Consider the following 24917-nt stretch of genomic DNA (forward strand, 5'->3'; position numbering starts at 1 on the left):
CTCAAGCTGGTAAATCCTACCAGTTGAATACCTGTTATTGGAGCGGATTAACGAGCAGACTCAGCTCAGGATTATTCTCCAATGCCTGACTGCAATGCTCGCAAATGACTTTGACGGTCACTTCACCACCCGAATTATACGCTATTATATCTCTACGTTCGGCAGGGGTCAAGGAATGGAAGCCCAACCTTTCTTCGGTTATTGCCGCGGAATCAATTCGTCCCAAGAAAGTTCGACAATGTCTGCATACATAATTAACAATCATGTAATGTATATGCCTCCTGAAAGTTTTCTATACCTTTCAGTATGTCCAACAATCTTCCATTTAAGCCCGTCTGCCTGCGTCTGAACTTACTTGTTGAATTCAGCCATCGTCCGTTCAAACGGATGACTCAAGCTATGCTCTAAGGCGTTGCACGTGTCCTCGATCATTCCGGCCAGTAATTCTTTCTCCTTCTTGGGAAAGGTACCCAGAACATAATCGACAATAGCATGTCCAGGTTCCGGGCGGGAAATGCCCATACGTATCCGATTGAAGGACTGCGTGCCGGTATGCTGAATGATCGATTTAATGCCGTTATGACCGCCTGCGCTACCTTGATAACGCAATCTTATTTTACCGACTTCAGTATCCAGATCATCGTACACGACAACCAGATCTTCCATATCGGCCTTATAGTAGTCCATATAAGCACGTAGAGACTCGCCTGATAGATTCATATAGGTCATTGGCTTAATCAGTACGGTTTTTACGCCACCAATGTGGCCTTCTCCAATCAACGCCTTGCATTTGCTTTGGTTAATCTGGATGTTATGACGCGAGGCAAGAGCATCCAATGCCCTAAATCCGACATTATGTCTCGTTTTCTCGTATTGGGGACCGGGGTTGCCCAATCCTACAATCCACTTCATAACCTTGACACCCTCTTTCGCAGTCTGTATTTTTTGGTAAAATAGTTGTATTGAATAGGAAGGTGCGTGCCGGTATGCTCAATCAAGGTGATATCCTCTTATATGACAGCCATTTTCTATATCATTTAAAACATTCCGTTCCTGTCCAGATATATGACGGGAATGTACATATTCAGATTGGCATCGTTGCGCGTTTTAATGAGCATTTCGTCGAAATAGAGGACACACTATACAATCGTCAACGCTTCACATTCATATCTCGCCCAGGCTTTTAGCCTGACATGCTGATAGGGGTTACCTTTTCCATATGGAAAAGGCAACCCCTTTTTTAATGAGCCAGCGCTTATTCGATTTCAAACAGTTTGCTGATCGACAATTCTTCATGCACACGGATGATAGCTTCTCCCATTAATGGAGCCACAGACAATACCTTCAGCTTGCTTGTCGGATTCGGGTGAACGATCGGGATCGTATCCGTCACAACCACCTCTTTTAATGGCGAATTCTCCAGTCTTTCCATAGCAGGACCAGAAAGCACAGCATGTGTACAACATGCATACACATCTTTTACGCCGCCTTCTTTAAGCGCATTTGCACCTAATACAATCGTTCCGGCTGTATCAATGATATCATCAATTAAAATAGCCGTTTTACCCTCAATGTTCCCGATGATATTCATCACTTCACTGACATTTGGCTCTGGACGACGCTTATCAATAATAGCGAGCGGCGCACTCAGGAAGTCCGCCAGCTTACGCGCACGAACAACCCCGCCATGATCGGGTGAGACGACAATCGGGTTCTCAATTTGCTTGGAACGGAAATATTGGGCCAAAATTGGCGCTCCCAGCATATGATCCACTGGAATATCAAAGAATCCCTGAATCTGCATCGCATGCAAGTCCATACTGATTACGCGGTGAGCCCCCGCCTTTTCAATCAAGTTAGCGACAAGTTTCGCTGTAATCGGATCGCGTGAACGAGCTTTACGATCCTGACGAGCGTAACCGTAATATGGCATAACGACATTGATACTTTTGGCAGAAGCGCGTTTAAGTGCATCAATCATAACCAATAACTCCATCAAGTTGTCGTTAACCGGCAGACAAGTTGACTGCACAATATACACATGGCAGCCGCGTACGCTTTCCGACAGCTTAACCTGGATTTCACCGTCACTAAACGATGTGGTATGGGATTCCCCCATTGGGATGCCGATGTAGTCCGCAATCTGGTGGGCTAACTTCGGATTGGAGTTACAAGTAAATATTTTGAGTTTGGAATCGCAATAAGTCATTAATAGAAACCCTCCGTGCTGGTTCATTCATTACAGATTCAACAGCTTGCTGATTAAGGTCATTCCGATCTTTTCTTCTTCGCTTTGGCACGTGCGCGGATTTTGTCCGCATATCCGGCTTTGTTCTCTTGACGTGGTCTGGCAATGGCCAGATCGTTATCAGGGACAGCATGTGTTACAGTGGAGCCTGCTACAACATAAGCACCTTTTCCAATCTTAATCGGGGCAATCAGATTCACGTTGCTGCCAATAAAGGCATCGTCTTCAATTTCTGTAATGGATTTATTATATCCATCATAATTGACCGTTATTGCCCCGCAGCCAATATTTACGTTTGTACCCACCTTGGCATCACCGACATAGCTCAAATGAGACACCTTGGAATGATCTCCAATGGTCGCATTTTTCACCTCAACAAAATCACCAATTTTCACATGTTCGCCAAGCTTCGCGCCTGGACGCAGATAAGCAAACGGCCCCACAGAGGTACTGCTTCCCACTTCCGCTTCGTTCAACACCGAATGTTTTACCGTTGCGCCTGAATGGATAATCGTATTCTGAATCTCAGCCTGCGGACCAATCACACAATCTTCTCCGATTTGTGTTTGACCATGCAGCCATGTGTTCGGGTACAGTACCGTATCGGAACCAATAACAACCTCGCTCCCGATATAGGTAGAAGACGGATCAATGACAGTGACACCATTCAGCATATGCTTGCGGACGATGCGCTCACGCATATAGCCCTCAGCTACCGACAAAGCGACTCTGTCGTTAACACCGATGGATTCAGACACATCATCTGTCAAATACGCCTCAACCTGCTCACCTTCACCATGCAAAATACCAATGACATCTGTCAGATAATATTCCTGCTGTGCATTGGTGTTCGTTACCTTGTCCAGCGCTGCAAACAGCTTGGCATTGTCAAAGCAGTACGTTCCCGTATTGATCTCCCGGACAGCATCTTCCTCAGGTGAACAATCTTTCTGTTCCACGATCTTGAGCACGGCCCCGGAAGCATCACGGATAACTCGTCCATATCCTTTCGGGTCGTCCAACTCAGCGGTCAGAATCGTCGCAGCAGCCCCACGGCTCTCGTGCAGTTGCACCAAGCCCTCTAGCGTTTCCGCTGTGATCAAAGGAGTATCCCCACAAATGACAATGGTTGTACCTTTTTCCTGACCGAGCAAGTCCTTGGCTTGCTTGACAGCATGGCCCGTTCCCAACTGCTCTGCCTGAAGCGCATATTCTGCCGACGGTCCCAAATAAGACTGTACCGCCTCTGCTCCATGACCCACGACGACTACACTTCGGGACACACCGATTTCACGAACCGTGTCGAGCACATGCCCGACCATCGGTTTTCCGCACACCGGATGCAGAACTTTATATAATTTGGATTTCATACGTTTTCCCTGCCCTGCGGCAAGAATGACTGCCAACCTTTCCAACAAGTCCAACCTCCTATCCTGAAAATAACAGTTACCCCTTGGCTAAAACGTTAATTCCCAGATCAGATTTTGCTTAACTTTTCACAATCCTCCTGAAAAATAACGGCGAACCTTTGGTTAATGGCTATTTTTTCAGGCCAGCTTGTGCTGGACATTCATCCCCGGGACGCATCGCTGCCTAGTCCCTGTCTTATGAAAAAGCCGCTTCGGCAGCCCGGATGGCTCCAAGTTGCCTTAAAACTGACTGTTAACTCACTAAAGAATATATCTCATTCCAGACAAAAAGAAAAGAGAGCCACAGTTAGTGGCTCTCTTTTTCTTTTGTACCCCAATCCTGCTTTAGGCGAATTAAGCGCCTTCTTCAATAGCAACTTCTTCATCCACAGCCGCACGTTCGTACTCAGTCAATACAGCAGCTTGGATCTTCTCACGGGTTCCTGAAGATATCGGGTGAGCGATATCGCGAAACTCTCCGTCTGGAGTTCGTTTGCTTGGCATAGCTACGAACATCCCGTTATTACCGTCGATAACTCGGATGTCATGAACAACAAACTCGTTATCAATCGTAATGGATGCAATCGCCTTCATTCTTCCTTCTGAGTTCACTCGGCGGAGTCTAACATCCGTAATCTGCATGTGTGTTTCACCACCTTTTTCCAAATAGGACTTGGTGTATACATTCCACACAGCAGTTCGAAATCCTTCTTTTTTTCGGCAATTCGTATCCTAAATTCAGGTAATTTTTTTGAAAAGATTTCTTTTCGACATATTTAGGTATTTTATGATGGATTGTGACAATTTACTGCCCTGTTCACTCATCAAAATAATTGCCCAGCTTGACTGTAATTTGCTTGCTTCGAGAATCGACTGCGGTCAGATTCGCCAGTGAAATATAATCGTGCAGCAGGCGCTCTTCGTTCTCCACCTCGCCTGATTCTACCAGCACACCTACACCGGCCACCTCAGCATCAAACTCAGCCAACAAATCGACCATCCCCTGAACGGTGCCACCGGCCTTCATAAAATCATCTACGATGAGCACACGCGATTTCTCACGCATCGCACGTCTGGATAAAGACATCGTATGCAGGCTCTTTTGTGATCCTGAAACATAATTAATACTTACAGCCGAACCTTCTGTCACCTGATGATCACGCCGTACGAGAACGACTGGCAAATTCAGCTGTGCTCCGGTTGCATAGGCAAGTGGAATACCCTTGGTCTCCACCGTCATAACCACATCAATCTGACGATTGGCAAAAGCGGTCGCGAATATTTTACCAGCTTCGTTCATCATCGCAGGTTGGCCCAGCAAATCGGACAAATACAGGTATCCTCCTGGTAATATGCGGTCAGGCTGCTCCAGTTGTGCACACAGGTCGTTCGCAAACGCAAGCGCATGCTGCTTGGAAAGCCTTGGGATCAGTTTGACGCCCCCTGCCGCTCCCGCCAGCGTCAGAAGCTCGCCAGTGCCCTCATCCTCAAATACTTCCTTGATGATGGCCAGATCCTCGCTTATGGACGACTTAGCTGCCCCGTAGCGATCCGCAAAATGAGTAAGAGGCACCAGCGTATGCGGCCGTGACAACAAAAATTGCGTCATTTCCACCAATCGTGAGCTTCTTTTAAGTTTTTTCACAACAATTCCTCGCGATCTATTCTCCTGCCGCCCGCTTTGTACAGTAAAGCACCGGCGGACTGGCCGGTTGCTGGCGGAATGTAAGTGATATAGTAAAATCCGAATATTTAATAGTAAATATATCATCTTCGTACGTATTTGTACAACAATTACCACTATAATAAGAAAAAAATATCTAAAATCAGGTCAAAAGTCGTACTGCATACACATCTTTACAAAACCCTCTTAGTCCGTTGTAAATCCGTGGCACTTTGGCTTCCTTCGATACCAGTCCGAACACTGTAGGTCCACTACCTGACATCAGCACACCATCTGCTCCTAAGCGGATCATGGAGCTTTTAAGATGCTCTACCTCTGGATACAGCTTTAGTGTTACATCCTCCAGTACATTCCCCAGCGCGTTGCATACATCGGTAAAAGAGGCGTTACGGATCGCATGCTCCATCTGGCGGGCAGACGGGTGGTGCGTAATCTGGTCTGCTTTGACACGACCATACACTTCAGCCGTCGACACATTAATCGGCGGCTTCGCAAGGATCACCCAGCATTGTGGCGGATTCGGAAGTGGCTTGAGCAGTTCTCCGCGTCCGCTCGCTAAAGCTGTACCCCCTGTAATACAGAAAGGTACATCTGAGCCCAGCTCAGCACCCAGCACCCTTAACCCTGCATCCGAGATGCCAAGCTTCCATAGCTTGTTCAGTCCACGCAGCGCTGCGGCAGCATCACTACTTCCACCTGCCAACCCTGCCGCCACTGGGATATGCTTATCCAGATGGATGTGGACGCCCGTAGACACGTTATAACGTTCTTTGATCAGACGCGCAGCCTGAAAAGCCAAGTTCTTTTCATCCAATGGTATGTACCCGGCTTGACTTGAAATAATAATGGTATCACGCGGTAACTCAGACATCGTCAATCGGTCAGACAGATCGACCATGGTCATAATCATTTCGACCTCGTGATAACCATCGTCCCGCTTACGTAGAACATCAAGCATTAAATTGATTTTCGCCGGTGCTTTTTCATATATTTTCAAGGCGTTCACCCACCTTCAACTTTTCCCTCAAGACAGCTTAACATATTATATCAGACTCAGCGTGTCAAGTCATGAGGTTCAAAAAAGCGGAGATGACCCGGTCTAATCCCGGATATCCCCGCTTTTCATCAGCACCACCGATGGCTACGATTTGCGGGAAGCTGCCTGCTCGGCAAGTTGGATAGCCCGCTTGACCATATTGCCCGCATCCTTGGCTTTAATGCCTCCCCAGCCTTCTTCCTTGACCGTGTCGTAAAATCCAAGATCTTTGGCCAGCTCGTACTTTAGCTCCTCCGACATGACACTCCGTCTTCTTCGGCTCATACATACGCCTCCTTCGGCAATGGAATAAGGAAGATCATTCCCGGCTTAGTATGTGCAGAGATGTCATGCTTCATCCTGCTCTGTATATACAAAACGGCCCCGTCATTTGAAATGACGAAGCCGTCGTTAAACCTGCGAAGCTGGTATAAATCACGAAATTAATTAAGGTGTTTCAAAATATTCGACTACACTTGTATGGGAGTCGGGATCATATACGCTGACTTCCACCGACTCGGTAAGAATGTCAGCATAGCTGTAGGAGACACGTTTAAACGTCTGTTGCTCCTGATCCAGCTTGACGATAAAAACAGAAGGGTACGTTTCTTCCAAGACACCAGTTCGTTCGACGGTCTTACGGCGTCCGCCGTTAGCCCGCAGCAAAATTTTTTGCCCTACATGTGCGTCGAGACTGCGTTTGATTTCCAACAGCGTATTTTTAGCCATTGCCTAACGACCACCTCTTTCCTTGTCCATTATAACGAATTTTAGAGGGATTGTCAAATCAAGCTAAATATTATAACAACACGAAAAATAAGTTGTCAATTTAATTTTTTGCGAACAGGAATAATTTATATAAAAAATGACAAAAAGCCTCTGAAAGCAGAGGCTTTTTGTTCAGATTAATCCTATTGGCACATTTGAATCCTAGATTGCGGAAGGCGTTACTTTAAGCGTAGACAAATTTTCAAGCTTCGGCAGGCCGATGCGATAGCTTCCCCTAGTTTCAATTCCACCCACTCCGCGGCTGCCACTGATTGTCTGGTGAAACAGGTCCCCCATGTTGACCGTATCACGGATCGAAGTAAAGGCCGCCTTGGCAGCCACGTAAACGGGGTCCAGCGCGTGAATCAGGATACGCCCTGGTGAGCTGGCGAAGTTCGCTCCCGCACGTAGCAGCGCCTCAAAATGGGACTGGCACGCCCCCGCTACAATCGTCAGCGAATCCAGATGACGTTCATATTGTCTTGCTACCTGAATCGCCGCCACAAAATTTTGCGAATTTTTATAACTTTTCAAGCTGTACAAATCATAAGGCTGTGGCTGCTTCAGCACACCGTCATGTCCGGTAATGACTACGATATCCGGACGGATACGGGGAAGCAGTCGGTACAACGTGTCCGCCATTGCCGATTCGTGAACGTGATGTCCCTCTGCAGGAACACGGAGCTGTTCATATAAACTGAGACATTTTTTCAAATAGCCGGGATCTCCATCCAGATGAAGAACCTTTCCCGGCATTTCAAAATACGTTGACTCGACCGGATCACTCCAGTCCCCAACCAGAGCTGCCTGACTACGAGCAGCTTGCTGCTGGCGTGCCCGTTGCAACAGATTAAGAGACTCACCAGCCTTAATATGGGCCTGCTGAGTCTTACCGCTAATCTGGTCTGCAGGCACTCTGACCAGATCGTTCACTGGGGAATCGGCCAGCAGCCGAAATTCTATTCCCTTAATGATCGCTTTATCCCGCTGGATGTCCTCAACACGAAACGTGACATCTCCGCCGTACGATTTCCGAACGACCAAGTCTCCTAAACTCATCACACTGTATCACCCCTCCTATATCGTATGGGTGAATGCACAGTTTGGTTCCAGCTTAGGATATACCTGCCTCCAACAGCACAGCGCTGAGACGCGCAAATTCCTCAATACTTAGCGTTTCTCCTCGACGGGAGGGTTCAATACCAGCTTGTTGCAACAACGGCTCCAGCGTGTCCCTGTTCTCTTTGGTGAAGAAACGGCTTTTTAAGTTATTGGAAATGGTTTTACGACGCTGGGCAAAAGCAGCATGAACCACTTCAAAGAAATGCTTCTCATCCACCACTTCCACTGGAGGGGCTTCCCGTACACGCAACCGGATGACTGCAGACTCCACATTCGGCTGGGGAATAAATACTGTATTCGGCACAATACAGACTAATTCAGGTTCGCTGTAATATTGCACCGCAATGCTCAGGCTGCCGTAATCCTTCGTTCCAGGAGACGCAGCCATACGCTCAGCCACTTCTTTTTGGATCATAACGACGATATTCTCCAAAGGGAGCTTGTCCTCCAGCAGCCTCATCAGAATCGGTGTAGTAACGTAGTACGGCAGATTAGCCACGACACTTACTTTGCTCACGTCTGCAAAATCGGCTGCGAACACCTCGCGCAAATCCAGCTTCAACACATCTCCATGACGTACCTTCACATGCTCGTAAGGGGCCAACACTTCTTCGAGAATTGGCAGCAGCCGCTGGTCAATCTCGACAGCGGTAACTGCCTTGGCCGATTGGGCCAGCTTCTCGGTCAAAGCACCAATCCCAGGACCGATCTCAAGTGCGCCCTTCGTCTCATCCAATCCGGCAGCATTTACAATCTTATTGAGAATATTCTGATCAATCAGGAAATTTTGTCCCAAACTCTTTTTGAACGAAAAACCGTGCCGTTGAATAATGTCCTTCGTACGCCGCGGTGTTGCTATATCTTGAATCCCTGTCATACGGATATCACAATCCTTCACTTTCAATTTGTGCCAGCGCCCCGGCAAATTCCTCGCGGCTGATCTGAAATACAGAGAGCCGTTTATGTAGCTGCTTTCCGTTACAATAACCAATACCCAGCACATTCCCTAAGGCCATACGGCGTGCAGCAGCATTAGGATGGGTGATGAGTCCAGCATCAATCAGGTCCGCCCACTCAATCAGCGGGTCGGCGCCTTCCACTGTCGTATGGACCCGTGCAAGAGCGTGTCTGATCGCTTCCGGTGAGGCATTCTCCACGCCAATATCTCCTTTACGCGTCGCTTCTGCCTCGGGTATAAAGGCCTGCTTGCAGCCGGGTACCTTGGAAGCGATAATCTTACGGATGCGCTCCCCTGCATGATCGGGATCGGTTAAAATGATGACCCCCCGCCGCTCCTGCGCCAATGCAATTTTACGCAGCGTCATTTTATTAATGGCTGAGCCGCCAGTTTCTATCGTATCCGCTTCAACAGCGCGGCGAATGGCCACCGTATCATCCCGGCCCTCTACCACGATCACTTCCTTGATCATTTGCGTTTCCCTCCACTGCTACACAGCAAGCTATATTTATCTTTCCCTGCTTTTGAAAACAAAATAAGAAGAGGATATCCTCTTCTTAGCATGGCATAACTATGTTGTTAATACTATCGCATTGCCCTCAACATACACAACCTGTTTTAGTTGATTTCAGGCTTTATCGGTCCGATAACATAAACGGTTTTACCGTGCTTACGACCAAATTGGTTGGCTCGGCTCAAACTCTCATAATACACATCGATTTTGTGGCCTTTAATCGCGCCACCGGTATCCTCCGCACGGCGGAAGCCCACCCCTTCGATATATACCCACCAGCCGATTGGAATTACACTCGGATCGACCGCGATGGTGCGTCCTTCCGTGACACGTGCGCCGGATGCAGTACGTGTACCGATACCTGGCTCCTGTGAGGAATACGCCGTCATGGAGACATTTTGTAAAACTTTGCTATATTTAAAATTGACGCCTGCTTTACGGACAGCACTGCCCGAACTAACCGTTGTTGCCTTAACCGCATCATTGGGACCGACGGAAGCAGCCAGAACGACCGGTTTTTTCTTCGTTCCTACTGCAATGACTTTATCCACACGGTTCTGTGCAACTTCCTTGTTAACCAGCTGTTTGGATACCAACTTTCCATCATGATATACCTTTTGAACGTGCTGGACGACCACACCCGATTTGCCGCTTTGAATGACCCGATTATCGCCTTTATAAAGACTCGGATCGGCCGTTTTGATGACCTGATAAGGCACCTGTTTTTTCTGTTCGACCTGCTGTTTCTTCACACGGACGATTTTTATGTCCATGTTAGACGAAACAGAGGCATCCAACGCAGGATAAACTTTATCCGTTGATGATAATTTATAGCCCGAGGTACGAATGGCACCTTCTACTGTATTTTCTGTTGTGTACAGCTTTTTCGTCTCATTGCCTGAAGATACTTTGACTTGATTGGCACGTTTAATGACTACGCGATCGCCATCCTGTATTGCTCCATTTAGCGGCATGGAAACTGTATCATGCGGCTGAAGTGAAATGGAATGCTCGCTCAGCAAATCTTGAAGCTTGGATTCCCGGGTTTCTACCGCAGACGCCTTGCCATCGATGACAAAAAAGACTTGTTTTTTAGATTGCGTGTACATCAGAATTGAAATCATAATCGTTAGCGCGATTAGAAAAATAGCAACCAAAGCAGCCTGGCGCACATTCTCTTGCTTCCAACGCAATACGTAAGACATGCTGGATGAGCGTGACTCATGGGTATCCTTTTTTTGGAAAATGCCCATTTCCTCCGTCCTCCTTACATAGCCCGCCGTCTGGAGTAAGACATAGTTGAGATTTGACGTGACTATAACAGATTTTCTACAAGACAAGCCCAAACTGCGACTGTCCTGCACCATGTACCCGTCTTCGCGGCATGCTGTCCTCCCCTGTTTAACCACAGTATGATGACAGATTTTCTTTTATTCACAACAAAAAAAGCCAGAGAAAGAGACTAGAGAGCTCTTTCGTGGCTTCCGGCATGTGTGAATATGCGGGAAAACTCATGCACGAGATGGCTTCTCTCTTGTTACGCTTACGGGGTTAGCTGTCGGGTTCGGACGTAGAGAGTCGCCCTAGCTTGGGTCAACCGCTCATGGCGGTCGCCTTCACATTCACCCCGAAGACCCAGAAAGAAATCGAAATACGGCTCCTCCACCTATTCAATCCCATCCGGGGAAAGAATTTAGGTCGAGCCGGCTGGCGGAAGAGACGTTCCCTTCTTGCACATATGCCGGACGTACTGTAAGCCATATCGGTTCCCCCGTTCCCTGTAAAAGGGACTCAGCGAGACTGGTTCATGAAATGACTTGTTGATGTTTACATTCAAACAACAATTCACTGAAAAGATGATATCCTGTTTCTATGCATGTTGTAAAGCAGGTTTCAAGTACATTTTTTAAAATATTCGGTTAAAATATTGTAATATTCTCGAGTTTCCTGCAACAAATTCATGATTAGCTTCGTCTATCTCTTTATTTTGATCGATTTCTTCACTTTTTCATTGAATGTCAAATCGTTCCAGGGCATTTCGGGTCGTTATTGACACTAATTCCTCCACTGTAATCCCTTTGATTTGGGCTGCAGCCTCTGCTACCAGTCTCACATGTGCAGACTCATTTCGCTTCCCACGAAACGGATGAGGCGTCAGATAGGGAGCATCAGTTTCAATGAGCAGACGGTCCAGCGGCACCTGTGCGAGCACCTCTTTTGGCTGCTTGGCATTTTTGAACGTTATTGGACCACCGAAGGAAAGGTGAAATCCCATATCCAGCACCATTTTGGCAGTTTCCCAGCTACCCGAAAAGGAGTGCATGACTCCGCCAATCTCACTCGCTTTTTCCTCGCGCAAAATCTTAACAATATCTTCATGTGCATCCCGGTTATGGATAACAATGGGCATTTTGAGCTCACGAGCCAGACCAATTTGATTTCGAAACACCCGATGCTGCACATCCTTCGGTGATGTATCCCAATAATAATCCAGACCGATCTCTCCGATGGCTACAACCTTTTTATGACTGCATAACGATGCAATCCATTCTAGATCGCCCTCCTGCATTGTAATAGCATCCTGCGGATGCCATCCAACTGCCGCATAAATAAAATCATACGTCTCGGCCAATTTCATAGTGGATGGAATGGTCTCACGATTAAATCCGATATTGATCATCCGTGTTACTCCTGATTCGACAGCACGTGCTATAACTTCTTCACGATCTTCGTCAAATTGTGGCGCATCCAAGTGAGTATGAGTGTCGAATAAATCCAAGGTTTACATCTCCTTTTTTTACTTACATTTCTATATAGTTGTCTATTCTTTGACAAAATAATTCCTTATTTCGGCAGGAAGCCTGTCTTTTACCGCGTTCAATTTATTCTGGGGAAAATACATATGATATTTTCCTCGGTGAATACCACTTATTGAGCGCACAATTTCCGAAACTTCGGATATTTCACTCACCTCGCCCTGACGTCCAAGCAGTAAAATCTGGTTGTCCGTCGAGCCACCCTGCCGAAACACATCATAAGGAAGATCTGTCGGAAAATCAATTTCAAAATCATATTCAGGGTGCAAACCAGCCTCTTTCAAAGCTTCTCTAATACTGTCAATGGTATCTGTATCCATATTTTCAATCTCTACATATTTATACAATCTACGGTCCATAAAACGGCTGCTCAAATCGCTTAAAATTTCGTCCTTTTCTCGTTTCCACTGGCTAAATACGGTCTGGATTAATGACTCGTCGAGCATCAGATATTGCTCTACTGTAAGCTCTCCTTTCAACAGATCCGGCAGCGGGTCCAGCAGAAAACCAAACTCATATCCGTTTTTAAACAATTCCTTTGCTCGCTTGAAAATTTTACGTAAAAGGATTTCCGAGCTGCGTGTTACAGGATGAAAATAAATTTGCCAATACATCTGGTAGCGTGACATTAAATAATCTTCTACTGCATGCATGCCTGATTCCTTCACAACAATTCTCCCATTATGAGGACGTAGCAGTCGTAAAATACGATCCAAATCAATTGTGCCGTAGTTGACACCTGTCGAATGAGCATCCCGCAACAAATAATCCATACGGTCAGCATCTAGCGGACTGGTTACCAAGTTGACAACGATTGGCTTATCATACGTTTTGGCTATAACCGCAGCCACCTTTTGTGGAAGCTTTTCGTCGACTTGCCGTAGCACAGCGTTGATCTTCGTGTCTCCCAGTACAATGCGGCATGTCCAATCCTCATGGTTCATATGAAAGGCTTCCTCAATTGAATGAGAAAATGGGCCATGCCCCACATCATGCAATAAAGCTGCACATAGAGCAACCAGCCTTTCCTCCTTCGGCCAATCTGGGAAATCTCCACGTTCAAATTGAGAAATAATACGTCTCGTAATCTCATATACGCCCAATGAATGTGAAAAACGGCTATGCTCCGCTCCATGAAACGTAAGATACGATGTGCCTAACTGCCGTATGCGCCGTAAACGTTGGAACTCCGGCGTATTGATCAACCGCCATATCACAGTATCCTGAACATGGATGTAATTATGTACCGGGTCTTTAAAAACTTTTTCTTCACTGAGTGGCTGGTGCAAGATATCAGCTCCTTTAATATTCGGAATAATGGATTAAAATACAATAAAATCCTAAATGATTTCCTTCATTCGACATTCTTTGTCGTAATATGTCGAATTATAGTTTTTCGACATTTCCAAATCGACAAACTGAATAAATCATCAATAAGATAAGGCAATACACACAAGTAAAGCTCTTTAATCTAAATACTTTTGCATAATCAGACTGTTACTACATTTTTAAGGTTGACTGTTTTGGGAATCGTTGGTATAGTAAATATCAGAAAAGAGAAAATTTTGTCGAATCATGACACTTATATTATTTTAAACGGCGAGAGGAGCCTGATTTATTATGATGAAATCCACTGGTATTGTAAGAAAAGTTGACGAGCTCGGACGTGTTGTTATTCCAATCGAATTGCGTCGTACCCTGGGAATCGGAGAGAAAGACGCTTTGGAAATTTATGTTGATGGCGAACGCATCATGCTTAAAAAATACGAGCCTGCTTGTATCTTCTGCGGCAATGCTGAGAACGTAATTTACTTCAAAGGGAAAATTGTTTGCCAAGATTGCATTTCTGAAATCCCAACACCTGTGACAAACTGAGAATTTTAGTATATAATAGACTTATCAGATATTGTTAATTCTAACCTTTTTCATATATACTCCTTGTTGCCTTCCACGGTTTGAACCCAACCGTTGGAAGGCCCTTTTTTGTTCAGACAGATATTCATAAGAGTGCGTTGTAAACATCTCTCTTGGAGATTGAACGATCTGTGGCTGTACGCTTCATTGCATCCTTGCGTGTAAGTCCCTCTGCCTCGTAATGTGCGACGTGGGACTCCAAAGATAAGGACTGCCACCACGCCTGACGTTCCTGTTCCTCTTCCTCTTCGTCTTTTCCTTCAACCACCAGGCAATATTCACCAATTGGCGGATTCTCCTCTAGTTTAGCAAGGCATTGCTCCACGGTTCCTCGCACCCATTCCTCATGCAGCTTGGTTAGCTCACGCGCAAGCACCACTTTGCGTGAACCTAATGTTTCCTTCAACACCATCAATGTCTTCACAATGCGATGAGGCGATTCATAAAAAATAATTGTGCCGTGAGATACCTGAAACGATAGCAACAGCTTCTCTAGGTCCTTTTTCTCCCGTGGTGGAAAGCCAGCGAAGGTGAACCTTTCTGTATCCAGTCCTGAAGCAATTAAAGCCGATAGTGCTGCATTTGCTCCTGGGATAGGAATGACGCTAATTTCCGCTTCCAGTGCCAGCTTGACCAGATCCGAACCAGGGTCAGAAATGGCCGGTAGACCTGCATCACTAACCAGTGCCAAATTTTTTCCTTCTATTATATAACGTATCAGTTCAGGCCCACTGGCAGCCTTATTATGTTCATGATAACTGAAGAGCATATCCGGTGTAATTTCGAAATGGGTGAGCAGTTTGCGTGTCTGCCGTGTATCTTCGGCAGCAATAATACTACATGATTTTAAGGTGTTAATCGCCCTAAAGGTCATATCGTCCAGATTCCCAATGGGTGTTGCAACAAGATACAACTTTCCCTGTTCTTCTTCGCTGTTACTAAAGCTTTTTTGTACAGCTGCTTTCACACAGAATCCCCCTTGCTTACTTCTCCATAGATATCTCTTATTTCCTGAGTATAATTCCCATTTTCCTGATATACAATGAGCGGAGGCAACAGACGAACCTCCGGTTTGCCGTCACGTAATGCTTCAACCAGTACCATATTGGCTTCCATATGAACTCGTGGGTGAACAAAACGTATTCGTTTGGGTTCCAAACTATGATTACGCATCAAGGTTATAATCTCACCCAATCGCTGCGGGCGATGAACCATGGATACTTTGCCCCCATTACGGACAAGCCGGGTGGATGCCTGAATGACTTCTTCCAGTGTACAGTTCACTTCATGACGGGCAATTGCCTGGTGAGGATTCAGCTTGATATCGCTACCATTTAGCGGCATATAGGGGGGATTCACGGTAATCGCATCATAAACACCATGTCCCGTGATGTGAACCAGCTCACGTAGGTCCCCTTCCCGAATCTGAATTGCTGCTTCTAATCCATTCAAGCTGACACTACGTCTAGCCATATCTGCCAAGCGTGGTTGAATCTCAATTCCTTCAATAGACGCTTTTGTTCGTGTCGTTAGCAACAACGGGACAACCCCATTGCCAGTACACAGATCCAGAATCTTTCCACGCTGCGGAATACCGGCAAAACGTGCCAGCAAGACCGCGTCCATCGAGAAGCTGAATACTTCATCACTTTGGATAATGCGCAAATTATGTGAAAGTAAATCATCAATTCGTTCAGGCTTCTTTTCATTTTCGTCCATAGTGCTCTCCCATCTTTTATAACCAAAATCGCTTTTCACTCATACTTCCTTACAAAAAAGCCGTAGGCATCTTACTCCTACGGCTTGTTTTTATTTATTCAAAAATGACAGACAGAAGAGGCAATCGCCTTCCGTTCGCAAATGTCCGTAATACACGTTGCATATATGAAATCCTTCATGATACAGCCTTGCTAGATTGTCGTAGCCTTCACCCACGACCTCACCCGTTTGCCCTTCATCCTTAATGACGATCGGAGGAGGAAGCTTCGGCTTGTTTGCCGTCTTTTCTTCTCCAGAGGTTTCACGTTTGAGCATCTTGCGCACCTGTTCGTTTTCAATCGTTAGTCGTTGATTTTCCTCCAGCAGCTCTTTTACTGCCAGTTTCAATTCACCCAGATCGCTATGCAACTGTCCCATTTGGGTTTCCATTTCGTGAATACGCGCAAAAACATTTAATTTATCCAAGTTTCCACCCCGAAGCAACCTAATGGTTTACTTGACGACTACATCGTCCATTGGAAGTTCCTTGACCTTACTGATCTCAAACAGTTGAACATGTACCGTGCGATGACCTGCATTCACACCTACGACTTTACCTTCTCCCAAAGAGGTGATAACCATCTTACCCACCTGAGGTAGCTCTTCTCGCATGCTTTCGTAGTTATCATGTTCAAACTTGAGGCAGCACATCAATCTCCCGCACAACCCGGAAATCTTCGTCGGATTCAGCGACAAACTCTGATCCTTCGCCATCTTAATAGATACCGGCTCAAAATCCCCCAGCCATGAGGAGCAACACAGAATACGTCCACAAGGTCCGATTCCGCCAAGCATTTTAGCCTCATCCCGTACGCCGATCTGCCGCAGCTCGATCCGTGTACGAAAAATACTGGCCAAGTCCTTTACAAGCTCTCGAAAATCCACCCGACCCTCTGCCGTAAAATAAAAAATGATCTTATTGCGGTCAAACGTAAATTCTACATCTACCAGCTTCATTTTAAGGCCATGGTCTTTAATTTTATTTAAACACGTGCCGAATGCATCCTTGGCCGCCAATTTATTCTCTTCTACAACAAGAGCGTCATCATCCCCAGCAATACGAATGACTTTTTTTAAGGGCAGGACAACATCCGAATCATTTACCTCTTTTTTGCCCACTACAACCTTGCCATATTCAATACCGCGCGCGGTCTCTACAATGACGCAGTTTTCTTTCTCCACTGGAAGGTCCAGCGGATCAAAATAATAAGTCTTGCCCGCCTTCTTGAAGCGGACACCCACTACACTATACAAAAATTAACCCCCTTGTATGCCACTAAACCTCATTTGAAGCCGACATTGTACGAATGGCCGCAATTGAAGTCTCACTGTCGCACAAACCGGGAACCTGGCGTCGCGGATTGTGCAGAGTGGAACAAGCGCGCCTTCCTGTTAGCCGGTGATAGAACCGCTTGTATCGGACAACCCAATCAGAAGCTGCTCCACGCATAATTGCCCGTTGACGTGAAAACGGAGCTTCTTCCTGCAATTCGCGGCCAAATCCATATAAGAGACCCATTGTTCCGTGCTGCGGGTGATTGCCAATTTGGAGACGGACTCCAAATGATCTATGAAAACAATGCTTTCGTGCCTTCCGTAACGGAAATGAAGCATATCCTTAAACCACAAATGAAACAGATGAAACAGAATATCCAGGTGTTCAGAAAGTCCAGTTTTAAAAATCTTCTGTTGAGCCAGAATAATAGACGAGCTCCCCCGACTCATGGACTCCTTCACTAATTGTAACACTACGTTTCTAATTTCTGCAAACCAATTCTGCTGGAGAATTTCTCTACATGATTCCAGTCCTGAAGCAATATGAACGACCGACCGGACAAGCCCTGCCGTATAGCCTTCCCCAATTAACGCCTGCATCATCACTTCTGGCTGTAAAGCGTGGAAAGGAACCTGCTGCGTCCGTGATTGAATCGTAGGCAGCAACGCCTGTCCATTTTCAGAAATGAGTATGCCGACCACTGGAATCTGGGGCTCCTCTAGAAATTTAAGTAGGCTATTAGCAGCTTGCACTGTCATGGTATCCGCCTGTCGAATAATATATACCTTCGGATTGGAGCTTTCAGATTTGTAAGAAAATATACGTTGAAGCCCGCGAATCTGATCAATTTTAATCGTAGCTCCATCCGGCTCTACAATGTGCAAATCTGGATGATTCCCGTGCTCTACCTTACGGCACGACAAGCACTCCCCACATGCATCATCCGTCTGTCGCTCACAAAATAAAGCCTTAGCAAAGATCTGCGCCATGTTCATCTGCCCGCTTCCCGGCGGCCCGCTAAAAACATAGGCATGGTTGACCGTATGATTCCGTAGTGCACTTTGCAGCATTTTTTTGGCTACATCCTGGCCCATTATATGTTGAAAAGACATATTTCCTCACTTTCTCCACTGAAAACAACTGTGATCCCTCAACAAATCGTTGTTCTTCCGGGCAAACTTTGTTGCTATTTTCATGATTCCAACTTCAAATCCTCGTTTTTCGGGGCAACTGCTGCTATTTCCGTATCACGTCTGCCCACATATACATAGTCAAAAATAATCTGCCAGCATGATCAGCAAGCAGATTATTTCTTCGTGGCAACAGCCCGTCTGTATTCATTTATAACATAAGTCTGCATTAAAATGAGAGATTAATCAGCAATCCTCTGATCTCACCGACCCCTTGCAAAAGCTCAATCTTGCCTTGTTCAGTTTCAAGCAGCTCATCCGCCATTTTGAGCAACAGCTCATCCACTTCATCAATCAGCTTATAACGTTTGCTGCGTCCCCGGCGATCCCAACCCTTTGTGTCCTTCATGGACACGCCTCGCCGAACTGTATCTTCCAAAAACCGTTTAACCAGCATCTTATAAGCCTTCAACTCACGAATCGTCATTGAACGTGCAAGACGATCTCCCTGCATTTGTATTTCCTTAAAGCGCCGATTCAATTCCTCCTGCGAAGCCTGCTCCCCATTTTGCTGCATAACGTCGGAGAAGCTCTTGGGCTGAATTGGCTTTGCACTCATTTCATTTGTAGACAATGTACTTTGTAAAGGGCGATAGCCCGGATTTATTTTCATATAAACCTGCTTTCTCCCCGGATGCTTCCACTTTCCCCCTTCATGAACAGTTCAAACTAGAACTCGGGGTTTCTTCGGCTTTCCGGGGACTACGCTGTAGCGCTGCCGTTTTAGTGGATCTGCCCTCACTCCCATCATGTGAGAAGATACAGGCGATTCCCCTATCATATCGGCAGAATAGGCCCTATTGTGTAGATTCAGAAATGCTCGAAACGGTCTACAGGCATCACGAATACCGTCGCTCCACCCACCTGCACTTCAACAGGTAACGGTAAATAGGAATCCGTCGTCCCGCTCATAGGGGTAACGGGTGTGACCAGCTGTTCACGAACCTTGCAACTGCTGCGAATGACGTTCATTAATGAGTCCACCTGATTGTCATCAACACCGATCATAAATGTCGTATTACCTGCACGCAGAAATCCTCCTGTGCTCGCCAATTTGGTAGCACGGAAATTAGCTTTCACCAGTCCGCTGGATAATCTATTACTGTCCTTATCCTGTACAATCGCAATAATCAGCTTCATCCTGTATTCCTCCTTCAAGTCATATTAGAGACAACCTTGTCCCTAGCTCAATTTTACCGTATATCCTTCGACAATTATATGCTAAAATTCTGAACAAACCGCTTTTTCAGCAAATCCCTCAATACTTGCTCCACCTGCTCTGGCGCCGGAGATGCATCAACAATTGTAATTCGCTCCGGAAATTTGCGAGCCAACTCCAAATATGCCTCTCGCACCTTATGGTGAAACGATATACTCTCCATGTCGAGGCGGTCCATTTCTGCTCCTCGTGACGCATTAATTCTTGCCAATCCCAATTCGGGCTCAATATCCAGATAAAATGTGGCATCCGGCTCCCAATCATCAACCGCGAAGCGATTAATTGAAGCTACCTCTTCAATTCCGATCCCTCTTGCAAATCCTTGATAGACCAAGCTACTATCCACAAAACGATCACATAATACGATAGCTCCCTGTTCAATAGCCGGCTTTACCTTCTCCACCAAATGCTGACGCCGCGCCGCCGCGTATAAAAGTGCCTCTGTTCGAGCATCCATACTGGTATGAGCAGGGTCCAAAATGATAGAGCGAATCTTTTCGGAAATTTCGATGCCACCCGGCTCCCTCGTCGTGATGACTGGATAGCCTTCTTCCTCCATAAACTTCGCCAGCCGTTGAATCATAGTTGTTTTACCGGAGCCGTCTCCCCCCTCCAGTGTGATAAAAATGCCTTTGCGATTCATGTTATTCCCTGCTTTCCTGCCTGAAAAATAAAAGTCACCCACAGGCTACGTATGCTTCTTTTATTCAGTCTTCTGTATTTGTTAAGTCTCTAGTATCTAATCTTTATTGTAAACGGAATACCCGAATTGTAAGCATACCTTCATCTGCTACCCCGTGCCACTTGGCTCCCAGTTCACGTAGACGACTCATCCGCAGTGCAATCGCTTCTGTGATCGTTTCTCCTGTATATAACAGCGGAATACCTGGAGGATACGGGATAATCATTTCAGCCGCTACCCTGCCAGCGGAATCCTCTACAGACACGTTCTCTATCTGATCCGGGCTAATCGGTCGAAGTCCAAACGGCACCGGACTAGAGTATCCCTTCATTCTATCATTGTTCCACGTGGAAAAATCTAATTCGAGTCTTTGCAGCTCTTTTTCCGTTGCCCCCGGCTCACCAGCCGTCTCCTTAAATCTTATATCATTATCTATATGCACAAGAGCCTGCAACAGGTGACTCGCATCCTTAGGCGTAGAGCCTAACGTAAACAATAAAACAACATGTTTTTCGTCGCTCATCTCTGGAGTACATCCATAAGTCTCCAACTCATGCTTGAGTCCAAACCCATCCAGTATCCCCCATGTATCATACAGCACCAATTTAAAAGGGTCCTGGGTTGAATATCCGCTTATTCCCTCCTCATCCCTTTCTAGGACCTCAGAGATTCCCCTGTGAGCGTCTTTCCCCTCTAGTTCCTGCTGTGTAGGTTCTAGCAAGCGAAAGCGTGGGAGCTGCTCCAGCCCCTTTCTAAAAGCATCTGCCGCCGCTAAGCCCACTGTAAAAGCATCCGCTCCATACGCCTCTATATACCATCTTGCCAAATCCAGTGAAGCCATTAACGGATAAGAAGGGCTAGAGCTCTGCACCATCGCCAACCGCTGACGAAGCAGTTCCCGATGGATTCTCTCTCCCTGCACATGTAACATGGCACCCATGGTCATGGCTGGAAGCATTTTATGTGTCGACTGGACGACTACATCAGCCCCGCAGGACAGCGCAGAGGCTGGCAAACGAGGATGCAACCCAAAATGGGCACCGTGTGCCTCATCTACCAATAGCGGCACATGGGCTGCATGACAGGCCTTAGCCGTTGCCGTCAGGTCATGCCCCATCCCATAGTAATTAGGTAGTGTAAGTAACACCCCTTTAGCCGAAGGATAGGCCTTCAGTGCAGCCTTTATTGTATCCGTCGTTGGGGCAACCGCCAGTCCGCTTAGTGTATCTATTTCCGGATCCAGGAATACCGCGTTAGCCCCTGACAGCATGAGACCGTTCAGGACAGATTTGTGTACATTTCTCTGTACCAGCAGTAGATCTCCCGGCTCCGTACATACAGTTAAAATCATAGCCAAATTACCGACCGTGCTTCCTCCAATTAGCCAAAAGCTCTCTTCAGCACCAAAGCACTTTGCAGCCAGTCCCTGCCCTTCACGAATCACATCTTCTGGGTGATGCAAATCATCCAGTCCAGAAATTTCTGTCGCATCAATAGACATCACTTCTTGCAACAGAGACGCAATATTTTCATGCTCATATACTTGTCCATTTTTATGACCGGGTACATGGAAAGAAGCATTGCCCTGAGTCCGGTAACGTATTAGAGCTTCCATTAATGGTGCATGTACCGCCTTTTTCCCCATCATTCTGCAATCCTTCCAAACAAAGCTTTATATCTACCTTATTTTATCGTAAAATCAAGCGGAATCCTACTTTTACTCACAGAAAAAAAGGCCCGTATCGACAGACCTTGGAATGCCAATCCTTCAAAGACTAATTAGCAAAGGATATTATGCATTTTTCTGTACCCAGATTTGCTTTAATTGATCAATAAAAAAATGATATTTGGCATCAGTTGCATCCGTGTGCACCATTTCAGCTTCACACGTATCACAGATAAACTCGGAAACGATAAAAATGCCTTCATGCTTGTGCTGCCCGCATATAATGCAGCGGTGGCCGCCTTGATCATGCATATCCATCCCACCTTGTTTCTTTTACTATTAGTATGGGGCACTTTCTACTATTTTAAACCTTTTCATAGCCCAGTTCGACGATATACTCTATATATATTCCTTCTGGGCCATTATGGTGTTTGTACCCCGTATGTTTAAAAAACAGCCGTCTATGCCGATATAATAAGAAAAGCTCTTATGTATGGATACCCTTTCATCGGAGCCCTTGAACACTTCATCAGTGATAGCTTTTCCAGTAATTATAGAGTAGGCTAGCTAACACTGGATGTTGATCATTCTGTATTTCTACAAAAACGATTAAATGCTTATTTAAAGCGGCATGAGCGAAGTACCGTCCCTTTTTCCGGCTGTGGACGGGAAGCCACTTGTGATGCAGTAGATTAATGAAAGGACTGTTCGCATGACAGAGGAAACCGGAACCAAAGCTACCTACTATCACTACAAGCTCATTAAAAAAATCAGTATACCGCGTCAACTAATATGGAGTCACATCACATTACCTATTATTATGCTTCTCTTTCTGCTTCTTGCCTTTTCCTGGACTAGCGTGTTTTTGTTTGCTCTTGCCTTTTTCCTAACCTTATGGGTACACTTCGTAATCTCACGATCTGTCCTATACATCGGTGGCGGAACATCCTTCCGCAAACGCTGGGCATTCCATCGTAAATTACCTTGGCTAGGCTATATGACAGACCAGTATATAGGCTATAGCATCTTTCGTCGTGTGCACATACATACCCTCTGGATCGGTATCTGCTTATCAGCCGTATTCATTCTCTGGTCTCCACCAGCCTTTACTGTATCCTTACTCTTCTGGCATCTATGGCTTATTGCACCGCGTCTATACATCCTCAGTCGGCTTACAGGCGAGAGAAAAGACGGCATGTTGAAGTTTACCGATGAAGATGCCTCATATTATCAACAGTAAATCTAACCACTCATTATCCGTACAGATAGAAAATTCAGGTCTGAACTAACCTACACCCATATAGACCGAAGCAATAAAAAAGGAGCAACCTCAACCGGTTACTCCTTTTTTTGTGACTTAACAACTGTAATCGTTATATTCGCTTATCAAGTAAACTTTTCCTCATCATTATCCTCGTTATTCATGTAGAGCATTTGATCAACATGCAAATATATAAAAGGAAGCCACCCCCTACTCAACTGCAGTTCTGAGTGCTTCCCCATATCCGATCTCTTCATTCATCATTATACACAGCATACAATACGCTATGAGTTTACTAAAAATATGATCTACAATAAATCCTATGCTGCTTACTCGGTTGAAAACCGTGTCCCTAATTAAGATCCACGCTTTTGCTCTTCACAACAGCCTTTCTGTCTTTTGGAACCAATACAGTAAAAGAACCATCATGCACAGATAAATGCACCATGTGTTTATTTTTCTGAAACACCTTCTGATTCGAGGTGGATAAATTCGGTTCCTCAGTCCAGCCCCAAGCTGCAATCTCCTCTAGATAAGGAGCAGGTAGACTATCACTTTCCTTCAATGCTGGCAGTGCATAGCGAACATAGTCCATGTCCGAATTACTGCTGGCCCGATCGGTTTTACTAGCTTCTTTGGGAACCGGAAACGTCTTCTCATTGGCAGCACCCTCAAACGATGTCCAAGAAGGCTCCTCCTCCACGCACCCGGTAAGAATCGCGACAGCGACACTGAATAGCACCAATAGAGCAAGCCATTTATTTCGCCGCATGATCTTCCCTCCTTACCAGCCTGATTGACTATACAAAATCCTATGATGGAGTTTGCATAATTCTGCAATAATGCAGCGTGTGTGTATGGGATTCAATACCTATATTATACAGGGTTTACTCTTACATTCCGTAACAAAAATGTTACCTTCCTTTTGTAAGGATATTTCTAAAGTATACGTATATGCAAAAAAGAACCATAATCTCAATGAGATCATGATCCTCTTTACTTGTTGCTTGGCGACGTCCTACTCTCCCAGGACCCTGCGGTCCAAGTACCATCGGCGCTGGAGGGCTTAACGGTCGTGTTCGGGATGGGTACGTGTGGAACCCCTCCGCTATCGCCACCAAACATGAATTTACATCGTAAATTCTTCCGTACGGTTATTCGGTTCATCACTTATCGTGTGAATGAATAGCCATGCGCTTGTATGTATTTCTATATACCTTCAAGGTTACACCCTGAAAACTGGATCCGAAACTCATTTGCGTTTTATTCTTTAGGATAAGCCCTCGACCGATTAGTATTGGTCAGCTCCATGCATTACTGCACTTCCACCCCCAACCTATCTACCTCGTCGTCTTCAAGGGGTCTTACTAATTGGGAAATCTCATCTTGAGGGGGG

29 protein-coding genes, 2 rRNA genes and 1 riboswitch are annotated in these 24917 nt (G+C 45.9%); of the genes, 3 read left to right on the top strand and 28 right to left on the bottom strand.

All coding sequences use genetic code 11. The annotated features are described in order from the left end of the window. Positions 1 to 34: 34 nt before the first annotated feature. Together fin and pth are read right to left on the bottom strand one after the other, a co-directional pair. The gene (fin, locus tag GRP75_RS03110) at positions 35 to 265 is read right to left on the bottom strand and encodes an anti-sigma-F factor Fin (RefSeq protein WP_013308128.1); all 231 of its coding nucleotides are present in this window, start codon (positions 263 to 265) and stop codon (positions 35 to 37) included. A gap of 86 nt (positions 266 to 351) precedes the next feature. Then, positions 352 to 912 (bottom strand): aminoacyl-tRNA hydrolase, encoded by a 561-nt coding sequence (pth, locus tag GRP75_RS03115; RefSeq protein WP_160788585.1) that lies wholly within the window; start codon positions 910 to 912, stop codon positions 352 to 354. A 74-nt stretch (positions 913 to 986) separates the two neighbouring features. On the opposite strand from pth, the gene GRP75_RS30400 reads away from it, so the two are divergent. Next, positions 987 to 1187 carry a hypothetical protein gene (locus tag GRP75_RS30400; protein ID WP_023986434.1) on the top strand — a complete coding sequence of 67 codons (201 nt, stop codon included), beginning with the start codon at positions 987 to 989 and terminating at the stop codon, positions 1185 to 1187. A 68-nt stretch (positions 1188 to 1255) separates the two neighbouring features. Here GRP75_RS30400 and GRP75_RS03125 read toward each other — a convergent pair whose 3' ends face one another. From GRP75_RS03125 to GRP75_RS03185, 13 genes are all read right to left on the bottom strand, one after another. Then, entirely contained in the window at positions 1256 to 2209 is a 954-nt protein-coding gene (locus GRP75_RS03125; RefSeq protein WP_013308125.1) for a ribose-phosphate diphosphokinase, read from the bottom strand. Positions 2210 to 2268: 59 nt separating this feature from the next. Next, positions 2269 to 3666, bottom strand: coding sequence for a bifunctional UDP-N-acetylglucosamine diphosphorylase/glucosamine-1-phosphate N-acetyltransferase GlmU (glmU, locus tag GRP75_RS03130; RefSeq protein ID WP_080658680.1), 1398 nt, complete (start codon positions 3664 to 3666; stop codon positions 2269 to 2271). A gap of 345 nt (positions 3667 to 4011) precedes the next feature. Then, positions 4012 to 4299 carry a septation regulator SpoVG gene (gene spoVG, locus GRP75_RS03135; protein WP_007428016.1) on the bottom strand — a complete coding sequence of 96 codons (288 nt, stop codon included), beginning with the start codon at positions 4297 to 4299 and terminating at the stop codon, positions 4012 to 4014. A 175-nt stretch (positions 4300 to 4474) separates the two neighbouring features. Continuing rightward, positions 4475 to 5302 carry a pur operon repressor gene (purR, locus tag GRP75_RS03140; protein WP_160788586.1) on the bottom strand — a complete coding sequence of 276 codons (828 nt, stop codon included), beginning with the start codon at positions 5300 to 5302 and terminating at the stop codon, positions 4475 to 4477. 181 nt (positions 5303 to 5483) lie between these two features. Further along, positions 5484 to 6338 (bottom strand): 4-(cytidine 5'-diphospho)-2-C-methyl-D-erythritol kinase, encoded by an 855-nt coding sequence (gene ispE / locus GRP75_RS03145; protein WP_160788587.1) that lies wholly within the window; start codon positions 6336 to 6338, stop codon positions 5484 to 5486. 144 nt (positions 6339 to 6482) lie between these two features. Further along, positions 6483 to 6662 (bottom strand): small, acid-soluble spore protein, alpha/beta type, encoded by a 180-nt coding sequence (locus GRP75_RS03150; RefSeq protein WP_007428013.1) that lies wholly within the window; start codon positions 6660 to 6662, stop codon positions 6483 to 6485. Between the two features lie 162 nt (positions 6663 to 6824). Further along, positions 6825 to 7106, bottom strand: a complete 282-nt coding sequence (gene veg, locus GRP75_RS03155) for a biofilm formation stimulator Veg (protein WP_013308120.1) — start codon at positions 7104 to 7106, stop codon at positions 6825 to 6827. A 201-nt stretch (positions 7107 to 7307) separates the two neighbouring features. Beyond that, a complete protein-coding gene (gene yabG / locus GRP75_RS03160; protein ID WP_023986432.1) occupies positions 7308 to 8204 on the bottom strand; it encodes a sporulation peptidase YabG in 897 nt (298 codons plus the stop codon). A gap of 55 nt (positions 8205 to 8259) precedes the next feature. After that, entirely contained in the window at positions 8260 to 9144 is an 885-nt protein-coding gene (rsmA, locus tag GRP75_RS03165; protein WP_013308118.1) for a 16S rRNA (adenine(1518)-N(6)/adenine(1519)-N(6))-dimethyltransferase RsmA, read from the bottom strand. Between the two features lie 7 nt (positions 9145 to 9151). Then, complete coding sequence (gene rnmV / locus GRP75_RS03170; protein ID WP_013308117.1) at positions 9152 to 9697, bottom strand: ribonuclease M5; 546 nt, start codon at positions 9695 to 9697, stop codon at positions 9152 to 9154. Between the two features lie 146 nt (positions 9698 to 9843). Further along, positions 9844 to 10992, bottom strand: coding sequence for a resuscitation-promoting factor (locus GRP75_RS03175; RefSeq protein ID WP_071559543.1), 1149 nt, complete (start codon positions 10990 to 10992; stop codon positions 9844 to 9846). Positions 10993 to 11263: 271 nt separating this feature from the next. Then, a riboswitch (cyclic di-AMP (ydaO/yuaA leader) is annotated at positions 11264 to 11546 on the bottom strand. A 201-nt stretch (positions 11547 to 11747) separates the two neighbouring features. Beyond that, positions 11748 to 12518, bottom strand: a complete 771-nt coding sequence (locus tag GRP75_RS03180) for a TatD family hydrolase (RefSeq protein WP_013308115.1) — start codon at positions 12516 to 12518, stop codon at positions 11748 to 11750. A 42-nt stretch (positions 12519 to 12560) separates the two neighbouring features. Continuing rightward, positions 12561 to 13844, bottom strand: coding sequence for an HD domain-containing protein (locus tag GRP75_RS03185; protein ID WP_160788588.1), 1284 nt, complete (start codon positions 13842 to 13844; stop codon positions 12561 to 12563). A 331-nt stretch (positions 13845 to 14175) separates the two neighbouring features. On the opposite strand from GRP75_RS03185, the gene GRP75_RS03190 reads away from it, so the two are divergent. Next, positions 14176 to 14430, top strand: a complete 255-nt coding sequence (locus GRP75_RS03190; protein WP_007428005.1) for an AbrB/MazE/SpoVT family DNA-binding domain-containing protein — start codon at positions 14176 to 14178, stop codon at positions 14428 to 14430. A gap of 124 nt (positions 14431 to 14554) precedes the next feature. Here the strand turns inward: GRP75_RS03190 and rsmI are convergent, their stop codons facing one another. From rsmI to GRP75_RS03240, 10 genes are all read right to left on the bottom strand, one after another. Next, the gene (rsmI, locus tag GRP75_RS03195) at positions 14555 to 15436 is read right to left on the bottom strand and encodes a 16S rRNA (cytidine(1402)-2'-O)-methyltransferase (RefSeq protein WP_160788589.1); all 882 of its coding nucleotides are present in this window, start codon (positions 15434 to 15436) and stop codon (positions 14555 to 14557) included. Beyond that, positions 15433 to 16188: a tRNA1(Val) (adenine(37)-N6)-methyltransferase gene (locus GRP75_RS03200; protein WP_160788590.1), complete on the bottom strand. Its 756-nt coding sequence runs from the start codon at positions 16186 to 16188 to the stop codon at positions 15433 to 15435. Before GRP75_RS03200 ends, rsmI begins: the two co-directional genes overlap by 4 nt. Before the next feature lie 90 nt (positions 16189 to 16278). Continuing rightward, on the bottom strand, positions 16279 to 16653 hold the full coding sequence (gene yabA / locus GRP75_RS03205) for a DNA replication initiation control protein YabA (protein WP_025722558.1): 375 nt from the start codon (positions 16651 to 16653) through the stop codon (positions 16279 to 16281). A gap of 27 nt (positions 16654 to 16680) precedes the next feature. Further along, positions 16681 to 17481 carry a PSP1 domain-containing protein gene (locus tag GRP75_RS03210; protein WP_013308110.1) on the bottom strand — a complete coding sequence of 267 codons (801 nt, stop codon included), beginning with the start codon at positions 17479 to 17481 and terminating at the stop codon, positions 16681 to 16683. 138 nt (positions 17482 to 17619) lie between these two features. Then, a complete protein-coding gene (holB, locus tag GRP75_RS03215; RefSeq protein ID WP_023986424.1) occupies positions 17620 to 18615 on the bottom strand; it encodes a DNA polymerase III subunit delta' in 996 nt (331 codons plus the stop codon). 247 nt (positions 18616 to 18862) lie between these two features. Further along, on the bottom strand, positions 18863 to 19306 hold the full coding sequence (locus tag GRP75_RS03220) for a YaaR family protein (RefSeq protein ID WP_013308108.1): 444 nt from the start codon (positions 19304 to 19306) through the stop codon (positions 18863 to 18865). Positions 19307 to 19503: 197 nt separating this feature from the next. Then, entirely contained in the window at positions 19504 to 19833 is a 330-nt protein-coding gene (locus tag GRP75_RS03225) for a cyclic-di-AMP receptor (RefSeq protein WP_007427998.1), read from the bottom strand. Positions 19834 to 19907: 74 nt separating this feature from the next. Continuing rightward, positions 19908 to 20555, bottom strand: coding sequence for a dTMP kinase (tmk, locus tag GRP75_RS03230; RefSeq protein WP_068938708.1), 648 nt, complete (start codon positions 20553 to 20555; stop codon positions 19908 to 19910). 103 nt (positions 20556 to 20658) lie between these two features. Beyond that, positions 20659 to 22242 (bottom strand): aminotransferase class I/II-fold pyridoxal phosphate-dependent enzyme, encoded by a 1584-nt coding sequence (locus tag GRP75_RS03235; protein ID WP_160788591.1) that lies wholly within the window; start codon positions 22240 to 22242, stop codon positions 20659 to 20661. A 144-nt stretch (positions 22243 to 22386) separates the two neighbouring features. Next, positions 22387 to 22572: a sigma factor G inhibitor Gin gene (locus GRP75_RS03240; protein WP_023986422.1), complete on the bottom strand. Its 186-nt coding sequence runs from the start codon at positions 22570 to 22572 to the stop codon at positions 22387 to 22389. Positions 22573 to 22972: 400 nt separating this feature from the next. Here GRP75_RS03240 and GRP75_RS03245 point away from each other — a divergent pair, with 400 nt between their 5' ends. Further along, positions 22973 to 23500 (top strand): hypothetical protein, encoded by a 528-nt coding sequence (locus GRP75_RS03245; RefSeq protein WP_023986421.1) that lies wholly within the window; start codon positions 22973 to 22975, stop codon positions 23498 to 23500. A gap of 373 nt (positions 23501 to 23873) precedes the next feature. Here GRP75_RS03245 and GRP75_RS03250 read toward each other — a convergent pair whose 3' ends face one another. The 3 genes from GRP75_RS03250 to GRP75_RS03260 all read right to left on the bottom strand — a co-directional run. Further along, positions 23874 to 24293, bottom strand: coding sequence for a hypothetical protein (locus GRP75_RS03250; protein ID WP_013308104.1), 420 nt, complete (start codon positions 24291 to 24293; stop codon positions 23874 to 23876). A 233-nt stretch (positions 24294 to 24526) separates the two neighbouring features. Next, a 5S ribosomal RNA gene (gene rrf, locus GRP75_RS03255) occupies positions 24527 to 24643 on the bottom strand. 149 nt (positions 24644 to 24792) lie between these two features. Beyond that, positions 24793 to 24917: ribosomal RNA gene (locus GRP75_RS03260) — 23S ribosomal RNA — on the bottom strand; the annotation flags it as partial.

The organism is Paenibacillus sp. OT2-17, assembly GCF_009827695.1.
GTDB classification, from domain to species: Bacteria; Bacillota; Bacilli; order Paenibacillales; family Paenibacillaceae; genus Paenibacillus; species Paenibacillus polymyxa_B.